This window comes from Streptomyces xingningensis, from assembly GCF_054957865.1.
Genome location: NZ_JBDJPF010000037.1, coordinates 26,086 through 48,895, shown reverse-complemented (window position 1 = coordinate 48,895; position 22,810 = coordinate 26,086). Strand labels below are relative to the sequence as shown.

Here is a 22,810-nt window from a genome sequence, read left to right as displayed (position 1 = left end):
GGGGTATTTAGGGCAACGGCTCGCCGTACCAGAGCTCGACCAGCCGGGCTGCGATCGAGATGCCGGTGAAGGACAGCACCTCCCCGGACTCGAACGCGGCCCGCAGCTCTGCCCGGGAGAACCAGCGGGCCTCATGGATCTCCTCGCCGTCCACATGTATCTCGGAGGAGAGGGCGCGCGCCCGGAAGCCGAGCATCAGGCTGGACGGGAAGGGCCACGGCTGGCTGGCGACGTAGTCCACCTCGCCGATCAGCACCCCGGCCTCCTCGGCGACCTCGCGCCGCACCGACTGCTCGATGGACTCGCCCGGCTCGACGAAGCCCGCCAGCGTGGAGAAGCGGCCCTCGGGCCAGTGCATCTGGCGGCCCAGCAGCGCCCGGTCCTGCTCATCGGTGACCAGCATGATGACGGCGGGGTCGGTGCGCGGGTAGTGCTCGGCGCCGCAGGCGGGGCAGCGGCGGATGTGGCCGGCGGCGGCGATGACGGTGCGCTCGCCACAGCGTGAGCAGAAGCGGTGCAGCCGCTGCCAGTTCTCCAGGGCCACCGCGTGCACCAGCAGACCGGCGTCGCGCGGCGACAGCAGCAGACCGGCCTCGCGCAGCCCGGCGGGGCGCGCCGACTGGTCCATGCGGCCCGGCAGCGCGTCCTTCTGCAGGGCGAAGTAGGCGACGCCGTCCGCGTCCTCGCCCAGGAAGTAGCGGTGGGTCTCGGTGACGGGCGCCTCGAAGGCGGGCGTCATGACGAGTTCGGTGCGTCCGTCGGGGGTGTCGTCGATCAGCGCCTGGCCGCCGGAGACCACGAAGACCCGGGTCGAGGGGTGGCTCCAGGCCGCGGACAGCCAGGCCTCGTCCAGACGGTGGTGCGCGGCGCGGTCGATGCCGCTCTCGGCGCTGAACTTGAGCGGCCGGTCGGTGACGGGATCGGTCCAAGTGGTCACGGCTGTTTCCAACTCCCCCTGTGGATGGTGGTGATCTGTCATGGGCCCGGGCCGCCTGCTACGAGGCGGCGAGGTCGCCCCACAAGTAGGCGGCGGTTTCCACGCCCTTCATCAGAAGATCCAGCTCGACCTTCTCGTTCGGCGCGTGCCAGCCGTCCGAGGGCACCGAGATGCCCAGGAACAGCACGGGGACCCCGAGGACGTCCCGCAGATCGGCGGCCGGGCCGGAACCGCCCTCGCGGGTGAAGCGGATCCGCTGCCCGAAGGCGCGCCCCATGGCCCGGACGACGGACTGGAGGGCCGGGTCGTCGAGCGGGGTCAGGCAGGGCCGGGTCACGCCCCAGAAGGTGATCTCATGGCGGATGCCGTCCGGCAGCTGCCGGGCCACCCAGTCCCGCACCAGCTGCTGGATGCGGCCGCCGTCCTGTCCGGAGACCATCCGGAAGGACAGCTTCAGCTGGGCGGTGGACGGCACGATCGTCTTGCCGCCGGGGCCCTGGTAGCCGCCGCCGAGGCCATTGACCTCGGCGGCGGGCCGGGCCCAGATCCGCTCCAGGGTGGTGTAGCCGGCCTCGCCGAGGGTGGCGTGCGAGTGGGCGGTGCGCTGCCACTCCTTCTCGTCGAAGGGCAGCTCGGCGAAGAGTTCGCGCTCGCGGGCGGTGAGTTCGACCACACCGTCGTAGAAGCCGGGGATCGCCACCCGGCGGTTCTCGTCGTGCAGGGCGGCGGCCAGCCGGGCGGCCTCGGTGGCCGGGTTGGGCACCGCGCCGCCGAAGGAGCCGGAGTGGATGTCCTGGTCCGGCCCGTACAGATCGATCTGGCAATCGGTGAGGCCGCGCATGCCGGTGCAGACCGTGGGGGTGTCCTCGGACCACATGCCGGTGTCGGAGACGATCACCGTGTCGCAGGCCAGGCGGTCGGCGTGCGCGCGGATCAGGGCGGGGAAGTTCGGCGAGCCGGATTCCTCCTCGCCCTCGACGATCAGCTTGAGGTTGACGGCGGGGGCGGTACGGCCGGTGGCCGCCAGGTGGGCCCGGACGCCCAGGGTGTGGAAGAACACCTGGCCCTTGTCGTCGGCGGCACCCCGGGCATACAGCCGCCCGTCCTTGATCACCGGCTCGAAGGGGTCGGTGTGCCAGCCGTCCTCGCGGGCGGCGGGCTGGACGTCGTGGTGCCCGTAGACCAGGACGGTCGGCGCGCCCTGCTCGCCGGAGGGCCACTCGGCGAAGACCGCGGGGGCGCCCGGCGTCTCCCAGACCTCCACGGTGGGGAAGCCGGTTTCGGTGAGCTTCGCGGCCAGCCAGTCGGCGCTGCGCCGTACCTCGGCCGCCCGGCCGGGGTCGGCCGACACCGAGGGGATGCGCAGCCACTCGGCGAGGTCGTCGAGGAAGGCGGCGCGATGGGCCTCGATGTACGTGCGGACGGCGCTGTCCGGGGTGTCGCTCATGCCATCGAGCCTATCCGGCCATCCGGAACGGCCGGGACCGGCGTCCCCCTCCGGGCGGCCCTCACTCCGTCTCCCCGAGCAGGATCCGCTCGAGCGCGGCGCGATCGGGCAGCCGGGGCGGGCGGACGACCTCGCCGTCGCGGATGTAGACAAAGGCGGCGGTGACCGAGGACAGCGGCAGCCCGTGCTGCTCGGCCCAGGCCAGGCGGTAGATCGCCAGCTGGAGGGGGTCGGCAAGGTGCCGGCGGTGGGTTTTCCAGTCGACGATCTCGTAGCTGCCGGGCTCCGGTCCGCGGTAGACCGCGTCGATCCGGCCGCGGATCGACCGGCCTGCGAGGGTGAGCTGGAACGGGGCCTCGACGCGGTGCGGGGTGCGCCGGGCATACGGGGTGCGCTCGAAGGCGTCCTTGAGCGCGGCCAGGTCGCGCTCATCGGCGATCTCGGGTTCGTCGTCGGCGCCGCCGGGCAGCTCGTCTGGGCCGAGCAGGGGCAGTGGCAGCGCCTCGAAGCGTGACTCCACCCAGGCGTGGAAGCGGGTGCCGCGGCGGGCCGCGGGCTGGGGCGGGCGCGGCATGGGGCGCGCCAGCTCCCGCGCGAAGGCGTCCGGATCGGCGGCGAGCCGCACCAGCTGGGTGGCGGTCAGCGAGGGCGGTATGAGCACCTCGCGCACGCTCGCCCGGGCCCTGCGCAGCTCGCCCGCGAGGGCGTCCAGGTCGCGGTCCCAGGAGGCGGCGAGGCGGGCCTCTTCGGGGGTGAGGGTTTCGGCGGGGGCCTGCCGGGGGGTGGGCAGCGGGGCGTGGGCCGGCTCCGGGGGCCGGGTGCGGGGCAGCTCGTCCCACCCGGTGAGGCCGGCGTCTTCCGGCGGGCACGCCTCGTCGTCCTGGTACGCCTCGTCGTCATCCGGCGGGAGCGGCCAGTCGGGGTCGTACCCGGGCTCCGGCGCGGGACGCTCCTGGCGGAGGTGGTGCAGCCGGGTCCGGACCTCGGCCGCCGCGGCGCGACGCAGGGCCAGCGAATCCGGATCCAGTGGCAGCGGCCAGGCGCGGTCCGCGGCCGGCTCGGCCAGGGCCGGGTTCGCGGTGCCCTCCTCCGGCGCGTCCGCCCAGGCCTCGATCTCGCCGTGGCCCGCCTCGCAGTGCTCGCGCAGGGCCTGCAGAAAGCCGGACGGGCCGCGCGGCTTCTTCTGCTCCGGCCCCCACCAGTGGCCGGAGCCCAGCAGCAGCGACCGGGGCCGGGTGAAGGTGACATAGCCGAGGCGGAGTTCCTCGATGCGCTGGTGTTCCTTCATGGCTGCCTTGAAGGCCGCCAGGCCCTTGGCGTCCCAGGGGCCGGCCTCGGGCAGGGTGGCGGCGTCGCCGCGCAGGGCGTGCGGCAGCACCTTGGCCTGCGCCGTCCAGGCGTCGCGGGACTGCTCGCTGGGGAAGCTCCTGGCGACCAGCCCGGGGACCGCGACGACATCCCACTCCAGCCCCTTGGACTTGTGCGCGGTGAGGATCTTGACGGTGTCCTCCCCGCCCGGGAGCGAGTTGTCCAGCCCCTTCTCGTACTGTGCGGCGGTGCGCAGAAAGCCGAGGAAGGCGAGCAGACCTGCCTCCCCGTCAAGGCCGGCGAAGCCGGCGGCAAGGTCCAGGAACTGGTCGAGGGTCTCCCGGCGGCGGGCGGCCAGGGCGTGCGGGGAGGCGGAGAGTTCGACGTCCAGGCCGGTGGTGGCCAGCACCCGGTGGAGTATGTCCATCAGCGGGTCGGCCAGGCAGCGCCGCAGGTCGCGCAGCTCGGTGGCGAGCCGGGCGAAGCGCACCCGGGCCGCTGCGGAGAACGGCAGGCCGTCATCCGGCCCCTGGCCGGTCAGGAAAGTGTCGAGCGCGTCGGCCAGCGAGATGGCCTCGGCCGGGTCGCGCCCCTCGACGGCCTCCGCGAGCCGCCGCCCGGGGTCGGTGCCGCTGTTGCCATAGGGCACCAGGGTGCGGGCGCGGCGGCCGAGCAGGGCCAGGTCGCGGGCGCCGATGCGCCAGCGCGGGCCGGTCAGCAGCCGGACCAGGGCGGCGTTGGCGGTGGGGTCCTGGAGCACCTCGCAGACGGCGACCAGGTCGGCGATCTCCGGCAGGTGCAGCAGCCCGGAGAGGCCGACCACCTCGACCGGGATGCCGCGCTCCACCAGCGCGCCCTGGATCCGCCCGAAGTCGGCGGCCGTGCGGCACAGCACCGCGATGGCGCCCGGCGCGGTGCCGGTGTGCACCAGGTGGGCCAGCGAGCCGGCCAGCCAGGCCAGCTCCTCGGCGTGGGTGGGCAGCAGGGCGCAGCGCACCAGGCCGTCGTGCTCGGCGCCGGGGGCGGGGCGCAGCGCCTCGACGCCCTGGTGGCGCCGGCGCAGCTCGGCGGCCAGGCCGTTGGCGAGGCGGAGGAGGCGGCCGCCGCTGCGGCGGTTCTCGCTGAGGGCGTGCCGCCGGGCGGGGCTGCCGTCGGGGTGCGGGAAGTGGCGGGGGAAGTCGTCGAGGTTGGCCACGGAGGCGCCGCGCCAGCCGTAGATGGCCTGGCAGGGGTCGCCGACGGCGGTGACCGGATGGCCGGTGCCGCCGCCGAACAGCGAGGCGAGCAGCTGCCGTTGGGCGACGGAGGTGTCCTGGTATTCGTCGAGGAGGACGACCGCGAACTGCTCGCGCAGGATCCGCCCGACCTCCGGGCGGCTGCGGGCCAGCTCGGCGGAGCGGGCGATCTGGTCACCGAAGTCGAGGAGGCCGCGCTCGCGCTTGTGCCGCCGGTACGCGCCGACCAGGCCGAGCAGTTCGAGGCGGGCCCGGGCGGCCTCGGGCACCTTGCGCAGGTCGGGGTTGGTGAGCTTGACGCCGGCCAGGGTGGTCAGCAGTTCGGTGTCAAAGGCCCGCAGCCGCTCCGGCTCCACCAGGTGTTCGGCGAGCTCGCCGTCGAGGGCGAGGAGGTCGGCGACGAGGTCGGCGAAGGAGCGGGTGAGGGCGGGGTGCGGGCCCGGGGAGGTGCGCAGGACGCGGGCGGCGAGCTGGTACCGGGTGGCGTCGGCGAGCAGGCGGACATCGGGTTCCAGGCCGATGCGCAGGCCGTGGTCCTTGAGGAGGCGGCCGGCGAAGGCGTGGTAGGTGGAGATCTGCGGCTCGCCCGACTCGCCGTCGTCCAAGGCCTCCGGGGTGATCCCGGCCTGGCCGAGGGCCTTGCGCACCCGCTCGGAGAGCTCGCCGGCCGCCTTGTTGGTGAAGGTGAGGCCGAGGACCTGCTCGGGCGCGACCTGCCCGGTGCCCACCAGCCAGACCACCCGGGCGGCCATCACGGTGGTCTTGCCGGACCCGGCGCCCGCCACGATGACCTGCGGGGCGGGCGGCGCGGTGATGCAGGCCGTCTGCTCCGGGGTGAAGGGGATGCCGAGGAGCTCCTTGAGCTGCTCGGGGTCGGTCAGTCGGGGGGTCACACCGGGAACGCTAACGGGAGCCACTGACATCCGGCTCACTCCACCACCTGGCGGCCCTCGGGGCGGGCCGGGCAGGAGGCGCGGAAGGCGCAGTGGCCGCAGTGCTGTCCGGGGCGGGGGGCGAAGCGTTCCTCCAGGACCCGGCCCGCCGCGTCGGCGAGCAGCTTGCCGATCCACTCGTCCCCTTCGTCCAGCGGCCCCTGGGCCTGCACCCTGGGCACTGCCTCGCCGCCCTCCTTCCTGGCCGCGCCCTGCCGCAGGTGGACGAGCTCTGCGCCGCCGGGCCGCGGACGCACCCCGCCGAACGCCTCGTCGACGGCGCCCTGTTCGATGGCGAGCTGGTAGACGGCGAGCTGGGGGTGGCGGTCCACCTCGCGGGCGCTCGGCGCGTTCCGGCCGGTCTTGAAGTCGACCACATGGGCGTGCCCCCGGTCGTCCCGCTCCACCCGGTCCATGGAGCCGCGCACCCGGATCAGGTGGTCCGCCGCCTTGAGCGTGACGTCGAAGCCGTACTCGGTGGCGACGGGGGTGCGGCCGCCGCGGTCCATGACGTGCCAGTGCAGGAAGCGCTCCAGGGCGGCCCGGGCGTTCTCCTTCTCCTGCGCCGACTTCCAGGGGGCGTCGAAGGCGAGGGCGTCCCACACCGTGTCCAGGCGTTCCATCAGCACCGCGAGGTCGGCCGGGGTGTGTCCGGAGGCGACCTCGTCGGCGAGTACGTGCACCACGTTGCCGAAGCCCTGGGCGGCGGTGGCCGGGGCGTCCGCCTTCACCTCGCGGCCGAGGAACCACTGGAGCGAGCAGGTGTCGAGTTGGCCGAGGGCCGAGGCGGAGAGCGTGACGGGACGATCCGGGTCGCGCAGCGGCAGCGTGCCGTGGGTGGGCTCGTACAGGCCCCACCAGCGGTCCGGGTCGGCCGCCGGGACCAGCGGCCGGCCCTCGTCGTCGGACAGCGCCGCGAGCCGGGCGAGCCGCTCGGCGGCGGCGGCGCGCAGGGCCGGGGCGGCGGCGGGGTCGACGGTGGTGGCGCGCAGCTCGGCGACGAGCGCGGCCACCGCGAGGGGGCGGCGGGGGCGCTGGGTGATGTCGACGGGCTCGACGCCGAGTTCGGCGAGGAACCGGGAGGGCTGGTCGCCGTCCTCGGCGGCGGCCTTGACCGCGGTGACCACCAGGCGCTCGCGGGCGCGGGTGGCGGCCACATAGAACAGCCTGCGCTCCTCGGCGAGCAGCGCGCCGGGGCTGAGGGGTTCGGCGAGGCCGTCGCGGCCTATCCGGTCCGCCTCCAGCAGGGAGCCGCGGCGGCGCAGATCGGGCCAGAGGCCCTCCTGGACCCCCGCGATGACGACCAGCCGCCACTCCAGGCCCTTGGCGCGGTGCGCGGTCATCAGCCGTACGGCATCGGGCCGGACGGTCCGCCGGGTGAGCGTGTCGGCGGCGATGTCCTGGGCGTCCAGCTCGTCCAGGAAGTTCAGGGCACCCGGGGCGCCGGTGTGCGCCTCGGTGCGGGCGGCGGTCTCGAACAGCGCGCACATGGCGTCCAGGTCGCGGTCGGCGTTGCGTCCGGCGGCACCGCCGCGCTGTGCGGTCCGCCGGAGGCGGTCCGGCCAGGGGGTGCCGTTCCAGAGCGCCCAGAGGGCGTCCTCGACGGTGCCTCCGTCCATGAGCAGCTTGCGCGCCGTGTGCAGCAGCGCGCCGAGCCGCTGCGCGCCCCGCGCATACGACGAGTCGTGCGCCACCAGGCACTCGGGGTGCGCCAGTGTCTCGGCGATGAGGACGTCCGAGGGCCGCGGCACGGGATGGCCCGCGGTCCGCTCCTCCGCGCGCAGGGCGCGGCCGAGCCGGCGCAGATCGGTGCCGTCCATGCCGCCGAGGGGCGAGGTGAGCAGGGTGAGCGCGGTCGCGGGGTCCGCCGGTTCGGCGCCCTCCGCCACCACCCGCAGCGCCGTCAGCAGCGGTGCCACCGCCGGTTCATGGCGCAGCGGCAGGTCGTCGCCGTCGATCTCCACCGGGACGCCCGCCGAGGTCAGCGCCCGGCGCAGGCCCGGTATCGACCGGGATCCGGCGCGGACCAGCACGGCCATCTCCCCCCAGGGCACCCCGTCCTCGAGGTGTGCCCGGCGCAGGATGTCGGCGGTGTTGTCGACCTCCGCACCGGGGGTCGGATAGGTGTACGCCGCGACCCGGCCGCCCTCCCGGACCGCCGCCAGTGCCGCGTCAGCCGGGGTTTGCCCGTCGAGGAGCGCCCGCCGCGGAGCGGCTGTGTCACCGCGGTGCGTGCTCTCGGCGTGCCGGCCGGAAGGCTCGTACTGGACGTACTTGGACGTACGTGGGCTTTCGGCCGGTGCGGCGAGAGGGCGTGCCGGGCGTCGCGACGGGGCAGACCCCGGCTGACGCGGCACCAGCTCCCGGTGCGCCCGGACGGCCTCGGCCGGGAGGCGGGTGAGCGGCATCCGGCGGGTGAGCATCCGGGTCGCGGCGAGGAGGTCCGCGCCGGAGCGGCGCGAGGTGGTCAGCACCTCGACCGGCGCGGGGGAGCCGTCGGCGCGCGGGAAGGCGTGCGGGAAGTCGAGGATGCCGTTGATGTCGGCGCCCCGGAAGGCATAGATGGACTGGTCCGGATCGCCGAAGGCGATCAAGGACCTGCCGCCCCCCGCCAGCGCGCGCAGCAGTCGCGTCTGGGCGGCGTCGGTGTCCTGGTACTCGTCGACGAACACGGCGTCGTACCGCAGGGCCAGCTCGGCCCCGAGCCGCTCCGCCAGCAGCACGGCCCGGTGGACGAGTTCGGCGTAGTCGAGCACCCCGCGGGCGTCGAGCACATCCAGGTAGTGGGCGAGGAAGGACGCGGCCGCGCCCCAGTCCGGCCGGCCGGTGCGGGCGGCGAAGGCGCCGAGCGCCTCGGGGCCGAGTCCCAGCTCGCGGCTGCGCGCGAGCACCGCGCGCACCTCGTCCGCGAAGCCGCGGGTGGTCAGGCAGGCGCGCAGCTCGTCGGGCCAGCGCACCGCCGCGCGTCCGGCGCGCTCCAGCTCCGCCTGCCCGGCGAGCAGTTCGCGCACCGCGACGTCCTGTTCGGGGCCGGACAGCAGCCGCAGCGGGTCGGCGAACAGGTCGGCGTCCTGGTGGGCGCGCACCAGTGCGTAGCAGTACGAGTGAAAGGTCGTCGCCTGCGGGCTGCGGGCGCCGCCGAGCCGCCCGGCCATCCGGTCGCGCAGGTCCACGGCTGCCTTGCGGCTGAAGGTCAGCACCAGGATCCGCTCCGGGTCGGCGCCCCGCCGCACCCGCTCCACCACGGCCTCGACCAGCGTGGTCGTCTTGCCCGTCCCCGGTCCGGCGAGCACCAGCAGCGGTCCCCGCCGGTGCTCAACCACGGCGCGCTGACGGGCGTCCAGCTCAGGGGGGACCGGCGGGCCCGGCCTGGTGCGGACCAGCCGGTAGGTGCCCGCCGACGACCGGCGCGGCTGCTCCGGCGCCGGCCGGGAAGGGCCGGGGAAACCGGTGGAAGGGGTTGAGCTCACGTGGATCGCCGGTCCTGGTGGAAGTGCGGGGCTGGGGTGTGTCCGAGGGGAACGGTCCCCGACGCTACGCCAGGAGAGGGGTGGGGCGCAGAGCGTCCCGGGAGTCATCAGTCCCCCGCCGTCGCCTCATCCGTTCGGGTAACGGTCTTTCCCCCGGTCCCCCCGGTCCCCCCGGTCCCCCCGGGAGTCCCGGTCCCCTCGGGTGTCCCGTGTCACACCGTCCCAGCGCGCCCGGGCCATCGCCAGCCTGGGCAGGTGTCCTTCGGCGGACGGTCCGGCCGTCCGCAGCGGAGTGCCCTCAGCGCGATAGTGACCGAGAGCGCGCAGCTCATGGCCGGGCAGCAGGACACCGTCCGCGCGGACCACCCGCCACCACGGCACCGCGCCGCCGTAGAGCGCCATCACCCGGCCCACCTGCCGAGGACCTCCCTCGCCCAGCCACTCGGCGACATCCCCGTAGGTCATCACCCGGCCCGGCGGAATCAGCTCGGCGACGGTCAGCACCCGTTCGGCATATTCGGGCAGCGCTTCCTCGCTCACCCGGTCCATACTGCCGCAGCCCGCCCACGGCGACCCCGGCAGGACCCGGAGCCTCGCATTCCACAAGATCACCCAGAGTGCGTCTTCGGACTACACGGCGTACGATCCAAGGTCCGCGCCCCCGAAGTGCACCCTGATAACCCATTGCCCGGCCGGGCCATGCCACCATCTTCCGGGCGGTGACGGTGATACGAGAACGAGAAGACCAGGACGAAACGGACGGACGACAGGGCGCGCAGCCTCCCGAAGAGGACCGCGCCCCCAAGGTGCTGCCCGGCCAGGGAAACGCGAACGGCGAACCCGGCGCTCAGGACCCGCAGCCCTGTGACAACGAGGACGGCGAGTTCCCCATCGACAAGGTCTCCGGCGACGAGCCCCTGCTTCCGGCCCGCGTCCACCGCCCCGCCGATCTGGTGCGCCTCTTCCTGGGCATCCTCGGCATCGCCCTGGTGTTCGCCCTCGCCGCCTTCGCCCATGAGACCACCACCGGCCTGGAAAAGGACATCCACGAGAGCACCGGCCGGGCGCCGGAGCTGCTGGCGAACCTGGCCGGGCTCACCGCCAACATCGCCGTCTTCATCGTCCCGGTGGCGTTCGCCATCGAACGGCTGGTCAAACGCGATGGACTGCGCATCGCCGACGGCGTCCTGGCCGCCGTCCTCGCCCATGGCGTCGCCCTCGCCACCGACCTGTGGGTCGCCAAGGCCGCCCCCGAGACCATCCACAACGTCCTCATCAAGCGCACCCCCTCCAACGGCGTCACCGACCCGGTGCACGGCTACCTCGCCCCGGTGATCGCCTATATGACGGCCGTCGGCATGTCCCGGCGCCCGCGCTGGCGCGTGGCGATGTGGGCCGTGCTGCTCCTGGACGCCTTCGCGGTGCTGGTCAACGGCTACACCACGCCGTTCTCCATCGTCATCACCGTGCTCATCGGCTGGACCGTCGCCTATGGCACGCTCTATGCCGTCGGCTCGCCGAACGTCCGCCCCACCGGCCAGCACTTGCTCGCCGGGCTGCGCCGGGTCGGCTTCGCCCCGGTCACCGCGCTGCGCACCGAGGACCGCACGGAGACCGTCCACCACGACCGCAGCCGCCGCTATGTGGTCACCCTGGAGGACGGCCCGCCCCTGGACGTCACCGTGGTCGACCGCGAACAGCAGGCGCAGGGCTTCTTCTACCGCGTCTGGCAGCGCCTGGCGCTGCGCGGCATCATCCAGCGCCGCAGCCTGCAGTCGCTGCGCCAGGCCCTCGAGCAGGAGGCCCTGCTCGCCTATGCGGCCATCGCGGCCGGCGCCAACGCCCCCAAGCTGATCGCCACCTCCGAGCTCGGCCCGGACGCGGTCATGCTGGTGTACGAGCACATCGGCGGCCGCACCCTGGACACCATCCCCGACACGGAGATCACCGACGAGCTGATGACCAGCGCCTGGCAGCAGGTGAAGGCCCTCCAGTCGCGGCGCATCGCCCATCGCAGGCTGGACGGTGACGCCCTCCTGGTGGATCGTTCCGGCAGTGTGGTCCTCACCGACCTGCGCGGCGGCGAGATCGCGGCCGGCGACCTGGTGCTGCGCATGGACGTGGCCCAGCTGCTGGTCACCCTGGGCCTGCGGGTGGGGGCCGAGCGGACGGTGACCACCGGCGTGAACGTCCTCGGCCCCGATGCCATCGCGGACAGCCTGCCGCTGCTCCAGCCCCTCGCCCTCACCCGCATCAGCCGTGCCACGCTGCGCCGGCTCGCCCGGGAGCGGGCGCAGCGTGAGCGCGAGACGGTGCTGGAGAACGCCCGTGCGGCCAAGGAGGCCCGGACGCAGGGCGCCGGGACGGTCGACCGCAAGGCGCTCAAGGCCGAGCGGCAGGCCGAGAAGAAGGCCGTGGACGAGGCGCTGGAGGGGGCCCGCGAGGAGGATCTGCTGGCCCGGATCCGCCGCCAGGTGCTGCTGATCCGGCCCCAGGCGCCGATAGAGCCCGTCCGGCTGGAACGGATCAAGCCGCGTACCCTGATCAGCTTTGTGGCGGGCGCGTTCGCCGCGTACTTCCTGCTCACCCAGCTGACGCACATTCAGTTCGGCGACCTGGTCGACCGGGCCGACTGGGTGTGGGTGGCGGTCGCGGTGGCCTTCCAGGCGCTGACCTATGTCGCCGCGGCGATGAGCCTGCTGGGTTTCGTCCCGGAGAAGGTGACCTTCGGGCGTACGGTCCTGGCGCAGGTCGCGGGCTCCTTCGTCAAGCTGGTGGCACCCGCCGCGGTGGGCGGCGTGGCCCTGAACACCCGCTTCCTGCAGCGCTCCGGGGTGCGGCCGGGCCTGGCCGTGGCCAGCGTCGGCGCCTCCCAGCTCTTCGGACTGGCCTGCCACGTCATGCTGCTGCTGTCCTTCGGCTATGTGACCGGCACCGAACGCAGCTCCTCGCTGGGCCCCTCCCGCACCGTGATCGGCGGCCTGCTCACCGCGGCGGTCCTGGTCCTGGTGGTGGCCGCCATCCCGGTGCTGCGCAAGTTCGTCGCGACCCGGGTCCGCTCCCTCTTCGCGGGCGTGGTGCCGCGCATGCTGGATGTGCTCCAGCGCCCGCAGAAGCTGCTCTCCGGCATCGGCGGCATGCTGCTGCTGACCGCGGCGAACATCATGTGCCTGGACGCTGCGATCCGCGCCTTCGGCGGCGAGCTGAGCTATGCGAGCATCGCGGTGGTCTTCCTGACCGCCAACGCCCTGGGCTCGGCGGCTCCCACGCCGGGCGGCGTGGGAGCCGTCGAGTTCGCCATGACCGGTGCGCTGACCTTCGCCGGGCTGCCCGGGGACCAGGCGGCCCCCGCGGTCCTGCTGTTCCGGCTCATGACCCTGTGGCTGCCGGTGCTGCCGGGGTGGATTTCGTTCACCCATCTCACCCGCAGGGGCGCGATCTAGGGGTGTCCGATGGGTCGGCACAGGCCCTAGGAACTGCAAGCCCTCGCACCCAATCCACCTTGCATATGCGCGACATCTGCCCATAACGTGCCGCACATGCGGTCCTACACCATAGGCCGGGCGGCCCGGCTGCTCGGCGTCAGTCCCGACACCCTCCGCCGCTGGGCGGATGCCGGGCGGATACCCACCCGGCGGGACGCGTCCGGCAAGCGGAGCGTCGACGGCACCGACCTGGCGGCCTTCTCGGTGGCCCTGGCCGCCGAAGCGCAGGGCAGCGAGGGCGAGGAGGCGTACACCACCGCCCGCAACGCCTTCCCCGGCATCATCACCGCCGTCAAGCTCGGCGACGTCGCCGCCCAGGTCGAGATCCAGGCCGGCCCGCACCGGCTGGTCTCGCTGCTGACCCGGGAGGCCGTCGAGGAGCTCGGACTGGCCGTCGGCATGGAGGCCGTGGCCCGGGTGAAGGCCACCAATGTGCACATCGACCGCGCCTGAACACCTCCTGGAGCCACCCATGCACCGTAGATCCGCCGTACTGGCCGTCACCCTGCTGCTCCCGCTGGCCGCCGCCTGCGGCAGCGACACCCAGGACGACGGCAAGAAACCGGCCACCCTCAAGGTGCTGGCCGCCGCCTCCCTCACGGACGTCTTCAAACAGGCGGGCGCCGCTTACCAGAAGACCCACCCGGGCACGACGGTGAAGTTCTCCTTCGCCGGGTCACAGGAACTGGCCGCACAGGTACGCCAGAAGGTGCCCGCCGACGCGCTGGTCACCGCGGACACCACCACGATGGACGGGCTGAGGTCCGACACCAACACCCCCTCCGTCATCGCGAAGAACCGCCTCGTCATCGCGACCGCCAAGGGAAATCCCCGGCACCTCAAGGGACTTGCCGATCTCACCGCCGCCAACCTGAAGGTGGTACTCGCGGCCCCCCAGGTCCCCGTGGGCCGCTACAGCAAGAAGGTGCTCGACCAGCAGCACCTCACCGTCCGGCCGGTCTCCCAGGAGCCCAGCGTCCGGGCCGTGTTGAGCAAGGTCACGCTCGGCGAAGCGGACGCCGGGATCGTCTATGTGACCGACGCGGCAGCCGCCGAGGACAAGGTCACCACCGTCGCCGTACCCGACGCGCAGAACGCGGTGGCCTCCTACCCGGCCGCGACCCTCAAGGCGTCACAGCACGCCAAGGAGGCCGATGAGTTCGTCAAGTGGCTCAGCTCGGACGAGGCCCGGCAACTGCTGCGCACGGCCGGTTTCCAGCAGCCATGAGGCGTACGCCGCTGCCCCTGGCGCTGCCCGCCGTACTGGCGGTGGCCTTCCTCCTCCTCCCGCTCTCGGGCGTGCTCGCCCGTACCCCCTGGGGCACCCTGCCGTCCCGCCTCACCTCGCCCGAGGTCACCGAGGCGCTGCGGCTCTCGCTGTTCGTCTCGGGCTGGGCACTGCTGCTCAGCCTCTGCCTCGGGGTGCCGCTGGCCTGGCTGCTGGCCCGGGTGGACTTCCCCGGCAAGGCGCTCGTCCGCTGCCTGGTGATGCTGCCGATGGTGCTGCCGCCGACCGTCGCCGGTGTGGCGCTGCTTCAGGGATACGGGCGCCGCGGCGTCATCGGCCCCTGGCTGGAATCGCTCGGCATCACCCTGCCCTTCTCCACCGCCGGAGCGGTGGCCGCCGCCGCCTTTGTGGCCATGCCCTTCCTGGTGATCAGCCTCGAGGGAGCGCTCGCGGGCCTGCATCCGCGCTTCGAGGAGACGGCCGCCTCTCTCGGGGCCTCTCCGCTACGGGTCTTCCGCACGGTCACCATGCCCATGGTGCTGCCCGGGCTGATCGCCGGAGCGGCGCTCTGCTGGGCCCGTGCCCTGGGGGAGTTCGGAGCGACCATCACCTTTGCGGGCAACCTCCCCGGGGAGACGCAGACCTTGCCGCTCCAGGTCTATCTGCTGTTGCAGGACGACCCCGAGGGCGCGACCGCGGTGTCGTTGCTGTTGCTGGTCATCGCGGCGGTCGTGCTGCTGGCGCTGCGGGGTCGTTGGCTGGGCGCCGCGCCGTCGGGGGGCACCCGCCTCCGCCGTGCGGGGTCCCCACCGGGCCCACTGCGGCCGCGGACGACGAACGGTCCGCGGACGCCCCGCCCCCGGCCCGTCGGCCGACAGCAGCACGCCCGCCCCCACCCCTTGGACACCACGGTCCACGGCGCGGCAAACGCCACCCTCAACGCACCCCCCGGCACCGCCATCGCCGTCATCGGCCCCAACGGCGCGGGAAAGACCACCCTGTTGCGCGCCCTGCTGGGCCTCACCACCCGCGCCACCGCCGCCCCTCTCACCCTCGGCGACACCGACCTCACCTCAACTCCCACCCACCAACGCCGCATTGCCTGGGTTCCCCAGGACGGCGCCCTCTTCCCCCACCTCACCGCCCTCGCCAACACCGCCTACGGTCTGCGTGCCCAGGGCATGCCCAAGCCCCAGGCACATCAGGAGGCGCAGCACTGGCTGGACCGGCTCGGCGTCGGCGAACTGGCACACCGCACACCGGACCGGCTCAGCGGCGGCCAGGCACAGCGCGTGGCGCTCGCCCGCGCCCTGGCCGCGCGCCCCCATCTGCTGCTCCTCGACGAGCCGTTGGCGGCCCTGGACCAGTCCACCCGGGCCCAGGTCCGCCACACCCTGCGCACCCACCTCGCGGACTTCCCCGGCGTCTGCCTCCTGGTCACCCATGACCCCGTGGAGGCCGTGTCGCTCGCCGACCGCATCCTCGTCCTGGAGGACGGCCACACCCGGCAGTACGCCACACCGGCCGAGCTGACCCGGCGCCCCCGCTCCCCCTGGGTGGCCCGCATGCTCGGCCGCAACGCCTGGCCGGGCAAGGTCGCCGAGGAAGGCACCCTGCTGCTCGACCACGGCACCGCCACCCTGACCGCCGCCACCCCCCTCGCCCCCCGGACGCCCACCGCCCTGGCCGTCGTCGCCCCCGAAGCCATATCCCTGCACCCCACGGGCAGCAACCCGCCCGCCACGGACAACTGCTGGCCCGGCACCGTCCGCGAGATCACCGCCCAGGGCGGCCGGCTGCGGGTGCTGATCGATGCCGAGCCCGAGGTGATCGCCGAGATCACCCCGGCCGAGGCCGCCGACCTCGCGCTGGCGGAGGGCACCCCGGTATGGGTAAACGTGCAGGCCACAGCGGTGACCCTGCTACCGCTGTAACCCATACGCACCACACTGCGCGCGTGACCCGCTCCCCCGCCCGGAGGATGGATGACGTCCCCTCCGCCGTCGACTCCCGGGAGCACACCGTGTCCAGATCCGTAAGGGCCGGATGCCTGCTCTCCTCCGCGCTGCTCATAGTCGCGGTCGCGGGCTGCACCAGCGGCGACGGCGGCAAGGCGGGCGACGGGGCATCGGGGCCCGCGTCACCGCCCGGCCGGAGCCGGCAGCTGAGCTGGGGCGCCTGCCCGGCCCCCGCCACCAGCGAAGGCGCCCCGGCCAAGAAGCCCGGCAACGACTGGGAGTGCGCGACGCTGCATGCGCCCCTGGACTATGCGCACCCGGACGGCGACACCATCGGCATCGCCCTGATCCGCACCAGGGCCACCGACCAGGCCCACCGGATAGGCTCGCTGGTCTTCAACTTCGGCGGCCCGGGCGGCTCCGGGGTGACCACCCTCCCGGCGTTCGCCGATGACTACAAGAGCCTGCGCGCCCGCTATGACCTGGTCAGCTTCGATCCGCGCGGGGTGGGCCGCAGCAGCGGCATCAGCTGTCTGGACGACAAGGACCTGGACGCCTACTACGCCGCCGCGGCCACCCCCGCCACCAAGGACGAACAACAGGCCCTGGTGGCCCGGGTGGAACGGTATGCGGCGGGCTGCCAGCGCAACTCCAAGAAGATCCTTCCCCATGTGGGGACGGTCAGCGCGGCCCGCGACATGGACCTGATGCGGCAGGCGCTCGGCGACGACAAGCTGCACTACTTCGGCGTCTCCTACGGCACCGAACTGGGCGGCGTGTACGCCCACTTGTTCCCCGACCGAGTGGGCCGGGCCCTCTTCGACGCGGTCGTCGACCCGACGACCGACCCCCTGCAGAGCGCCCTCGCCCAGACCCGGGGGTTCCAGCTGGCGCTGGGCAACTACCTGTCGTCCTGTCCGCAGACCCATGACAACTGCCCCACCGAGCAGCAGATCACCGAACTGCTGGACCGGCTGGGCCGGAAACCGGTTTCCGGCGGCGACGGCCGCGAGCTGACCCAGTCCCTGGCCACCAGCGGAATCGCCCAGTCCCTGTACTCCAAGGACTTCTGGGACTATCTGACCGAGGGCGTCGAGGACGCCGAGAACGGGGACGGACGGATCCTGCTCGCGCTCGGCGACGCCATGAACGGCCGTGGCCAGGACGGCCATTACAGCTCGCTGCAGGCCTCGCTCACGGCCATCACCTGTGCGGACTTCGCCCAGCGCTACACCGCGCCCGAAATCGCCGCCAAGGTCCCGGAGTTCCGCAGGCTCTCCCCGGTCTTCGGGGACTTCATGGCCTGGGGGCTGACCCAGTGCACCGGTTGGCCCGTAACGGGCGAATGGCAGAACCCCGATGTGAGCGCCAAGGGATCCGCGCCGATCCTGGTCGTCGGCAACACCGGTGACCCGGCCACTCCTTATGAGGGAGCGCACCGGATGGCGCAGGCGCTGGGTTCGGGGGTCGGAATGGAGATGACATACCGGGGCCAAGGCCATGGGGCGTACGACAGCGGCAACAACTGCGTGAAGAGCGCGGTGGACGAGTACCTCCTGAACGGTACAGTTCCGGCGCACGACAAGGTGTGCTCATAGCACCCATAGCACATAACACCGGTACGGCATACCGCACTCCGTCGAATGTCAGTGGCCCGCACTACGATCGCCCGCACAGAAGTGCCGCAGCGGGCGGCCGAGTTGACCTGGGCAGGGAGGGGGCCGGAATGTCGCCGAACCGATCGCGTGGCGGGCGCCGGGCGCGGCTGCTCACCGGCGCCCTGGCCATCGTGGCGCTGCTGGCGACGCTGATGGCGCTCTGGCAGACGCAGTCCGGCCCCCTGGTCGGCCCGGCGCACCCCCACCGGCCGCCCTCGCGCACCCCCCGGCCATCGGCCCTCACCCGTGCTCCGGCCCCGGCCACCCCACTGCCCGCCCGGCCGCCCCGCGCCCCGCAGTCCACCCCGCACCCCAGGCCGTCTGCCACGGTGCGCTCCGCCGCACGGTCCGCCCCGCGGCCCACCGTGCGGACCCCGCCTTCGGCCCATGAGGCCGTGCGGATTCCTCCGTAGAGTCGAGGGCATGAGTCCCACACGGCCAAGGGCCCTCTCCCTCGCCTCCGCCGCGCTCGCGCTCGCCCTCACCGCCGTCGGCTGCGGTGGCGCCGGCGCGAGCGGCGCGGACGGCGAGGGGAGCGCCGGCAGCAAGGACCGGCCACCGAGTGGCACCCGGATCGACTGGCAGCCGTGTTCGGCACCCACCGCCGCCCAGGGCGGCGGCCCGGCGCCCGGCAAGGAATGGCAGTGCGCCAAGCTGCCCGTACCACTGGACCACGCGAAACCGGACGGCGAGAAGATCGGCCTCGCCCTGATCCGGGCCAGGGCCACCGACCAGGCCCACCGCCTGGGTTCGCTGGTGTTCAACTTCGGCGGCCCCGGCGGCTCCGGAGTGGCCACCCTGCCGCAGCTCGGCGACAGCTACGCCAAGCTGCGCTCGCGCTACGACCTGGTCGGCTTCGACCCCCGCGGGGTCGGCGAGAGTGCCGGGGTCCGCTGCCTGGGCGACCGGGAGCTGGACGCCGCGGAGCTGACCGACGCCACCCCGGAGACCGACGCCGAGCTGCGGGCGACCCTCGCCGCGAACGAGCGGTACATCGCGGCCTGCACCCGGAATTCCGGCAAGCTGCTCCCCCATGTGGACACCCTCAGCGCCGCCCGCGACCTGGACCTGCTGCGGGCGGCCCTGGGCGACGCCCGGCTGAACTACTTCGGCATCTCCTACGGCACCGAACTGGGCGGCGTCTACGCCCACTTGTTCCCCGGCCGAGTGGGCCGGGCCGTCCTCGACGCGGTCGTCGACCCGGCCCAGGACCCCCTGCAGGGCAACCTGGGCCAGACCAAGGGCTTTCAACTCGCCCTCGACGACTACCTCAAGGACTGCACGGCACACGGCAGCGCCATCGGCTGCCCGACCCAGAACGACATCACCACACTGCTGCGGGAGCTCGACAAGCACCCCCTGCCCACCTCCCGGGCGGGCCGCAAGCTCAGCCAGGACGAGGCGGTGAACGGCATCGCCTCCGCGCTCTACTCCAAGGACACCTGGAAGTATCTGACCGTCGGCCTCCAGGAGGCCGTGGTCAAGGGCACCGGCGACACCCTGCTGCTGCTCTATGACTCCATGGCGGGCCGCGGCCCCGACGGGCACTACAGCAACCTGCAGGCGGCCAACCGCGCGATCTCCTGCGCGGACGCGGAGCAGCGCTACACGGTGGACGACGTCCGGGCACACCTGCCGGAGTTCCGGGCCGCGTCGCCCGTCTTCGGGGAGTCCGCGGCCTGGTCACTGCTCGACTGCACCGGCTGGCCGGTCAAGGGGAAGTGGCGCACGCCGGAGGTGGGCGCCAAGGGCGCGGCACCGGTCGTCGTCATCGGCAACACCGGGGATCCGGCCACGCCCTACGAGGGCGCCCGGCAGATGGCCCGGCAGCTGGGCGAGGGAGTCGGTGTCGAGGTGACCTACCGGGGCGAGGGGCACGGGGCCTACAACAGCGGCAACGCCTGCCTGAAGAGCCTGGTGGACGGCTATCTGCTGGAGGGCACGGTGCCACGCCGCGGCACGTCCTGCGCCTGAGGGTACGTACGGGGCCGGGCGGCCCGCCCGGCTCCGTAAAACCCCCAGGGGGTGTCCGATGGGTCGGCACGAGCCCTGCGGCGCTCCCCCAGCTAACGCTGGGAGGTGCCCCCAGGCACGGCGCCTCGCCGCGTTGTCGCATCACCCGAGTACGGCCCAGTACGCGGGAGATGCTCCGCCTTGCGATCCACCGCACCAGACACCGCAGGGCCCGCACCGACCCATCGGACACCCCCTAGTACACCGGCTTCCCGGGCTCCACCTGATGCACCCACCCGATCACGCCGCCGCCCACATGCACCGCGTCCGCGAACCCTGCGGACTTCAGCACCGCCAGCACCTCCGCCGACCGCACGCCCGTCTTGCAGTGCAGCACGATCTTCTTGTCCTGCGGCAGGTCCTGCAGCGCGGCGCCCATCAGGAACTCGTTCTTGGGGATGAGCCGCGCCCCGGGGATGGAGACGATCTCGTACTCGTTCGGCTCCCGGACATCGATGATGTCGATGTTCTCGCCGTCGTCGATCCACTCCTTGAGCTGCTTGGGAGTGATCGTCGATCCGGCCGCCGCCTGCTGGGCCTCCTCCGAGACCACTCCGCAGAAGGCCTCGTAGTCGATCAGCTCGGTCACGGTCGGCCGCTCTCCGCAGACCGCGCAGTCCGGGTCCTTGCGGATCTTGACCTGGCGGTAGGTCATCTCCAGGGCGTCATAGATCATCAGCCGCCCGACCAGCGGTTCGCCGACGCCCGCGAGCAGCTTGATGGCCTCGGTGACCTGGATGGAACCGATCGAGGCGCACAGCACGCCGAGCACGCCGCCCTCGGCGCAGGAGGGCACCATGCCGGGCGGCGGGGGCTCCGGGTAGAGGCAGCGGTAGCAGGGGCCGTGCTCGGACCAGAACACCGAGGCCTGGCCGTCGAAGCGGTAGATGGACCCCCAGACATAGGGCTTGCCGAGCAGCACACAGGCGTCGTTGACCAGGTACCGGGTGGCGAAGTTGTCGGTGCCGTCCACGATCAGGTCGTACTGGGCGAAGATCTCCATGACGTTCTCCGCCTCCAGGCGCTCCTGGTGGAGAACGACATTCACATACGGGTTGATACCGAGCACCGAATCGCGGGCGGACTCGGCCTTGGAACGGCCTATGTCCGCCTGGGAGTGGATGATCTGGCGCTGCAGGTTGGACTCGTCGACCTCGTCGAACTCGACGATGCCCAGCGTGCCCACACCGGCCGCGGCGAGATACATCAGGGCGGGCGAGCCGAGGCCGCCCGCGCCCACACACAGCACCTTGGCGTTCTTGAGCCGCTTCTGCCCGTCCATCCCGACATCCGGGATGATCAGGTGGCGGGAGTATCGGCGAACCTCGTCGACGGTGAGCTCGGCAGCCGGCTCAACCAGGGGTGGCAGCGACACGGGGTCTCCGTAGGTCGGACGGACAAGACGGACGGGACCGTCCCCGCGGGAGCGGGGGTCCTTCAGTTCCGTAACACTGCCACGCCCCGTCTCATTCCGAGACACCCGGTCCGATACGCGAGACGAAATCGTCCCAGTAGCCGGGCACGGACTCCCAGGGGTTCACCCCGTCGTGGTCCGTGCGGTCGGTGAGGTAGACCGTGCCCGCACCCTGCGCACGGGCCAGGGACAGCGCATCGTCGAGGTGTACCCGGGGGACGCTGTGCACCAAGTGGCAGTAGCGGCCGGGCGGATGGCCCACGGTCCATTCGGGGGCCTGGGTCCAGCGATAGCGGGCCCAGGGGCCGGCGAAGGTCACCAACTGGTCGGCCAGCGAGGCGTATCCGGGCACCGGGTACCTGCCGTGCCAGAGCACCAGATGGGTACGCTCGCGCAGGGTGCGCAGCGCGCCGGTCAGCCGCCGGATCCCGGGCAGCGCCTCGGCGTCCAGCGGGCAGCGACACAGCGCGAATCCATCCACCTTGTACCAGTTGAGGAACCGCTGCGCATCCGACAGCAGTTCACCGAACGGACGCGAGCCGAACTCCACATCGAGGTGGCCCAGCACCCGGATGCCCGCCGTGTGCAGCGGGGCGGCGGCCGCCGCGCAGTACGGGTCCGGGCGGTCGCCCGGCCCGGCCCCGGTGCTGCCGAGCACCGCCCAGTCCAGCGGGAGTCCGGGGCGGGAGAGCCGACCCCACTCGACGGGGGCCAGCAGGGGGTGGCCGAAGCCGGGGACGCCGAGCCGCAGCGGGGCCCGTCCGGTCGGTGGCGGGCGGCGGTTGCCCGAGGAGATCAGATACGACACGCGGCCTCCATCCAGATGTCGGCCAGGGACTCCTCCAGCCCGATCCGGGGCCGCCAGCCGAGCCGGTCGCGCGCGGTGCGCACATCGGCCTGCTGCCAGCCGCCGCAGCCGTCCGGGTAGGGGTACGCGGGGGCGGCGCCCAGGTGCGGATCGTCCAGCTCGTGCAGAGCGCCCCCGAACCCGGCGACCCGGGCCAGGGTGGCGGCGACCTCGCGCAGCCGGAAGGCGCGGCCGGTGCCGATGTTGACGGTGCCCTGGGCGGCGGAGAGCGAGGCGGCGTGCACGGCGCGGGCGATGTCCCGGACGTCCACGAAGTCGCGCTGGACGCCGAGGCCGGTGAGCTTGAGCTCGTTGTCGCCGCTCTGCATCGCCCGGCGCATGGCCTCGGCGAGGCGGCCCAGCGGGGAGCCGGCCGGGGTGCCGGGCCCTACCGGGGAGAAGACCCGCAGCACGATGGCGTCCAGGCCGGAGCCGAGCACCAGCTCGGTGGCGGCGAGCTTGCTCACCCCGTAGGGGCCGCCGGGGCGCGGCACGGCGTCCTCGGCGGTGGAGGAGCCGGGCTGGGAGGGCCCGTACTCCGAGGAACAGCCCAGCTGGACCAGGCGCGCCCCGCAGCCGCTGCGGCGCAGCGACTCGCAGACGGTGGCGACGGCGACGGTGTTGTGCCGGGCCAGCTCGCGGGCCCCGCCCCGGGTGGCGCCCGCGCAGTTGATGACGACGCCGGGGTGGACGGCGTTCAGGAACCGGGTGAGCGCGCCCGGGCTGCCGGTGGCCAGGTCGAAGCGGACGTCCGCGTCATCGCCCCGGCCGAGGGCGGTGAGCTGGACGGCGGGGTCGGCGAGCAGCCGGTCGGCCACGAAGCGGCCGAGGTAGCCGTTGGCGCCGAGCAACAGGACCCTCATCGGTGCTGCCCTCGC

At 73.3% G+C, this 22,810-nt stretch carries 15 protein-coding genes; 7 read left to right on the top strand and 8 right to left on the bottom strand.

What is annotated here, in order from left to right:
* Nucleotides 1-7 precede the first annotated feature (7 nt).
* The 5 genes from nudC to ABCR83_RS19980 all read right to left on the bottom strand — a co-directional run bounded on the left by nudC (nucleotide 8) and on the right by ABCR83_RS19980 (nucleotide 9,878).
* Entirely contained in the window at nucleotides 8-937 is a 930-nt protein-coding gene (nudC, locus tag ABCR83_RS20000) for an NAD(+) diphosphatase (protein WP_462696445.1), read from the bottom strand.
* Nucleotides 938-995: 58 nt separating this feature from the next.
* A complete protein-coding gene (locus ABCR83_RS19995; RefSeq protein WP_462696444.1) occupies nucleotides 996-2,384 on the bottom strand; it encodes a dipeptidase in 1,389 nt (462 codons plus the stop codon).
* Nucleotides 2,385-2,445: 61 nt separating this feature from the next.
* Complete coding sequence (locus ABCR83_RS19990) at nucleotides 2,446-5,850, bottom strand: UvrD-helicase domain-containing protein (RefSeq protein WP_462696443.1); 3,405 nt, start codon at nucleotides 5,848-5,850, stop codon at nucleotides 2,446-2,448.
* A gap of 5 nt (nucleotides 5,851-5,855) precedes the next feature.
* The gene (locus ABCR83_RS19985; protein ID WP_462696466.1) at nucleotides 5,856-9,335 is read right to left on the bottom strand and encodes an ATP-dependent helicase; all 3,480 of its coding nucleotides are present in this window, start codon (nucleotides 9,333-9,335) and stop codon (nucleotides 5,856-5,858) included.
* A 120-nt stretch (nucleotides 9,336-9,455) separates the two neighbouring features.
* A complete protein-coding gene (locus tag ABCR83_RS19980; RefSeq protein WP_462696442.1) occupies nucleotides 9,456-9,878 on the bottom strand; it encodes an MGMT family protein in 423 nt (140 codons plus the stop codon).
* A gap of 176 nt (nucleotides 9,879-10,054) precedes the next feature.
* On the opposite strand from ABCR83_RS19980, the gene ABCR83_RS19975 reads away from it, so the two are divergent.
* The 7 genes from ABCR83_RS19975 to ABCR83_RS19945 all read left to right on the top strand — a co-directional run bounded on the left by ABCR83_RS19975 (nucleotide 10,055) and on the right by ABCR83_RS19945 (nucleotide 19,632).
* Nucleotides 10,055-12,772 (top strand): lysylphosphatidylglycerol synthase transmembrane domain-containing protein, encoded by a 2,718-nt coding sequence (locus ABCR83_RS19975; RefSeq protein WP_462696465.1) that lies wholly within the window; start codon nucleotides 10,055-10,057, stop codon nucleotides 12,770-12,772.
* 96 nt (nucleotides 12,773-12,868) lie between these two features.
* Complete coding sequence (locus ABCR83_RS19970) at nucleotides 12,869-13,267, top strand: TOBE domain-containing protein (protein ID WP_462696441.1); 399 nt, start codon at nucleotides 12,869-12,871, stop codon at nucleotides 13,265-13,267.
* Between the two features lie 19 nt (nucleotides 13,268-13,286).
* Entirely contained in the window at nucleotides 13,287-14,042 is a 756-nt protein-coding gene (gene modA / locus ABCR83_RS19965; protein ID WP_462696440.1) for a molybdate ABC transporter substrate-binding protein, read from the top strand.
* Nucleotides 14,039-15,976: an ABC transporter permease gene (locus tag ABCR83_RS19960; RefSeq protein WP_462696439.1), complete on the top strand. Its 1,938-nt coding sequence runs from the start codon at nucleotides 14,039-14,041 to the stop codon at nucleotides 15,974-15,976. Before modA ends, ABCR83_RS19960 begins: the two co-directional genes overlap by 4 nt.
* A 47-nt stretch (nucleotides 15,977-16,023) precedes the next feature.
* Nucleotides 16,024-17,598, top strand: a complete 1,575-nt coding sequence (locus tag ABCR83_RS19955) for an alpha/beta hydrolase (RefSeq protein WP_462696464.1) — start codon at nucleotides 16,024-16,026, stop codon at nucleotides 17,596-17,598.
* A gap of 128 nt (nucleotides 17,599-17,726) precedes the next feature.
* Nucleotides 17,727-18,071, top strand: coding sequence for a hypothetical protein (locus ABCR83_RS19950; protein ID WP_462696438.1), 345 nt, complete (start codon nucleotides 17,727-17,729; stop codon nucleotides 18,069-18,071).
* 10 nt (nucleotides 18,072-18,081) lie between these two features.
* Nucleotides 18,082-19,632, top strand: a complete 1,551-nt coding sequence (locus tag ABCR83_RS19945) for an alpha/beta hydrolase (protein ID WP_462696437.1) — start codon at nucleotides 18,082-18,084, stop codon at nucleotides 19,630-19,632.
* 235 nt (nucleotides 19,633-19,867) lie between these two features.
* Here ABCR83_RS19945 and moeZ read toward each other — a convergent pair whose 3' ends face one another.
* The 3 genes from moeZ to ABCR83_RS19930 all read right to left on the bottom strand — a co-directional run bounded on the left by moeZ (nucleotide 19,868) and on the right by ABCR83_RS19930 (nucleotide 22,795).
* A complete protein-coding gene (moeZ, locus tag ABCR83_RS19940; protein ID WP_462696436.1) occupies nucleotides 19,868-21,046 on the bottom strand; it encodes an adenylyltransferase/sulfurtransferase MoeZ in 1,179 nt (392 codons plus the stop codon).
* 91 nt (nucleotides 21,047-21,137) lie between these two features.
* Nucleotides 21,138-21,884, bottom strand: coding sequence for a spherulation-specific family 4 protein (locus ABCR83_RS19935; protein WP_462696463.1), 747 nt, complete (start codon nucleotides 21,882-21,884; stop codon nucleotides 21,138-21,140).
* On the bottom strand, nucleotides 21,881-22,795 hold the full coding sequence (locus tag ABCR83_RS19930; RefSeq protein ID WP_462696435.1) for an NAD-dependent epimerase/dehydratase family protein: 915 nt from the start codon (nucleotides 22,793-22,795) through the stop codon (nucleotides 21,881-21,883). The genes ABCR83_RS19935 and ABCR83_RS19930 overlap by 4 nt, the downstream gene beginning before the upstream one ends.
* Nucleotides 22,796-22,810: the final 15 nt, after the last annotated feature.

What these genes read in the sequence shown, in the direction of transcription:
- ABCR83_RS19995 (WP_462696444.1), bottom strand. Translation starts at nt 2,384, where the DNA reads ATGAGCGACACCCCGGACAGCGCCGTCCGCACGTACATCGAGGCCCAT.
- ABCR83_RS19990 (WP_462696443.1), bottom strand. Translation starts at nt 5,850, where the DNA reads ATGTCAGTGGCTCCCGTTAGCGTTCCCGGTGTGACCCCCCGACTGACC.
- ABCR83_RS19980 (WP_462696442.1), bottom strand. Translation starts at nt 9,878, where the DNA reads ATGGACCGGGTGAGCGAGGAAGCGCTGCCCGAATATGCCGAACGGGTG.
- ABCR83_RS19970 (WP_462696441.1), top strand. Translation starts at nt 12,869, where the DNA reads ATGCGGTCCTACACCATAGGCCGGGCGGCCCGGCTGCTCGGCGTCAGT.
- modA (WP_462696440.1), top strand. Translation starts at nt 13,287, where the DNA reads ATGCACCGTAGATCCGCCGTACTGGCCGTCACCCTGCTGCTCCCGCTG.
- ABCR83_RS19960 (WP_462696439.1), top strand. Translation starts at nt 14,039, where the DNA reads ATGAGGCGTACGCCGCTGCCCCTGGCGCTGCCCGCCGTACTGGCGGTG.
- ABCR83_RS19955 (WP_462696464.1), top strand. Translation starts at nt 16,024, where the DNA reads ATGGATGACGTCCCCTCCGCCGTCGACTCCCGGGAGCACACCGTGTCC.
- ABCR83_RS19950 (WP_462696438.1), top strand. Translation starts at nt 17,727, where the DNA reads ATGTCGCCGAACCGATCGCGTGGCGGGCGCCGGGCGCGGCTGCTCACC.
- ABCR83_RS19945 (WP_462696437.1), top strand. Translation starts at nt 18,082, where the DNA reads ATGAGTCCCACACGGCCAAGGGCCCTCTCCCTCGCCTCCGCCGCGCTC.
- ABCR83_RS19930 (WP_462696435.1), bottom strand. Translation starts at nt 22,795, where the DNA reads ATGAGGGTCCTGTTGCTCGGCGCCAACGGCTACCTCGGCCGCTTCGTG.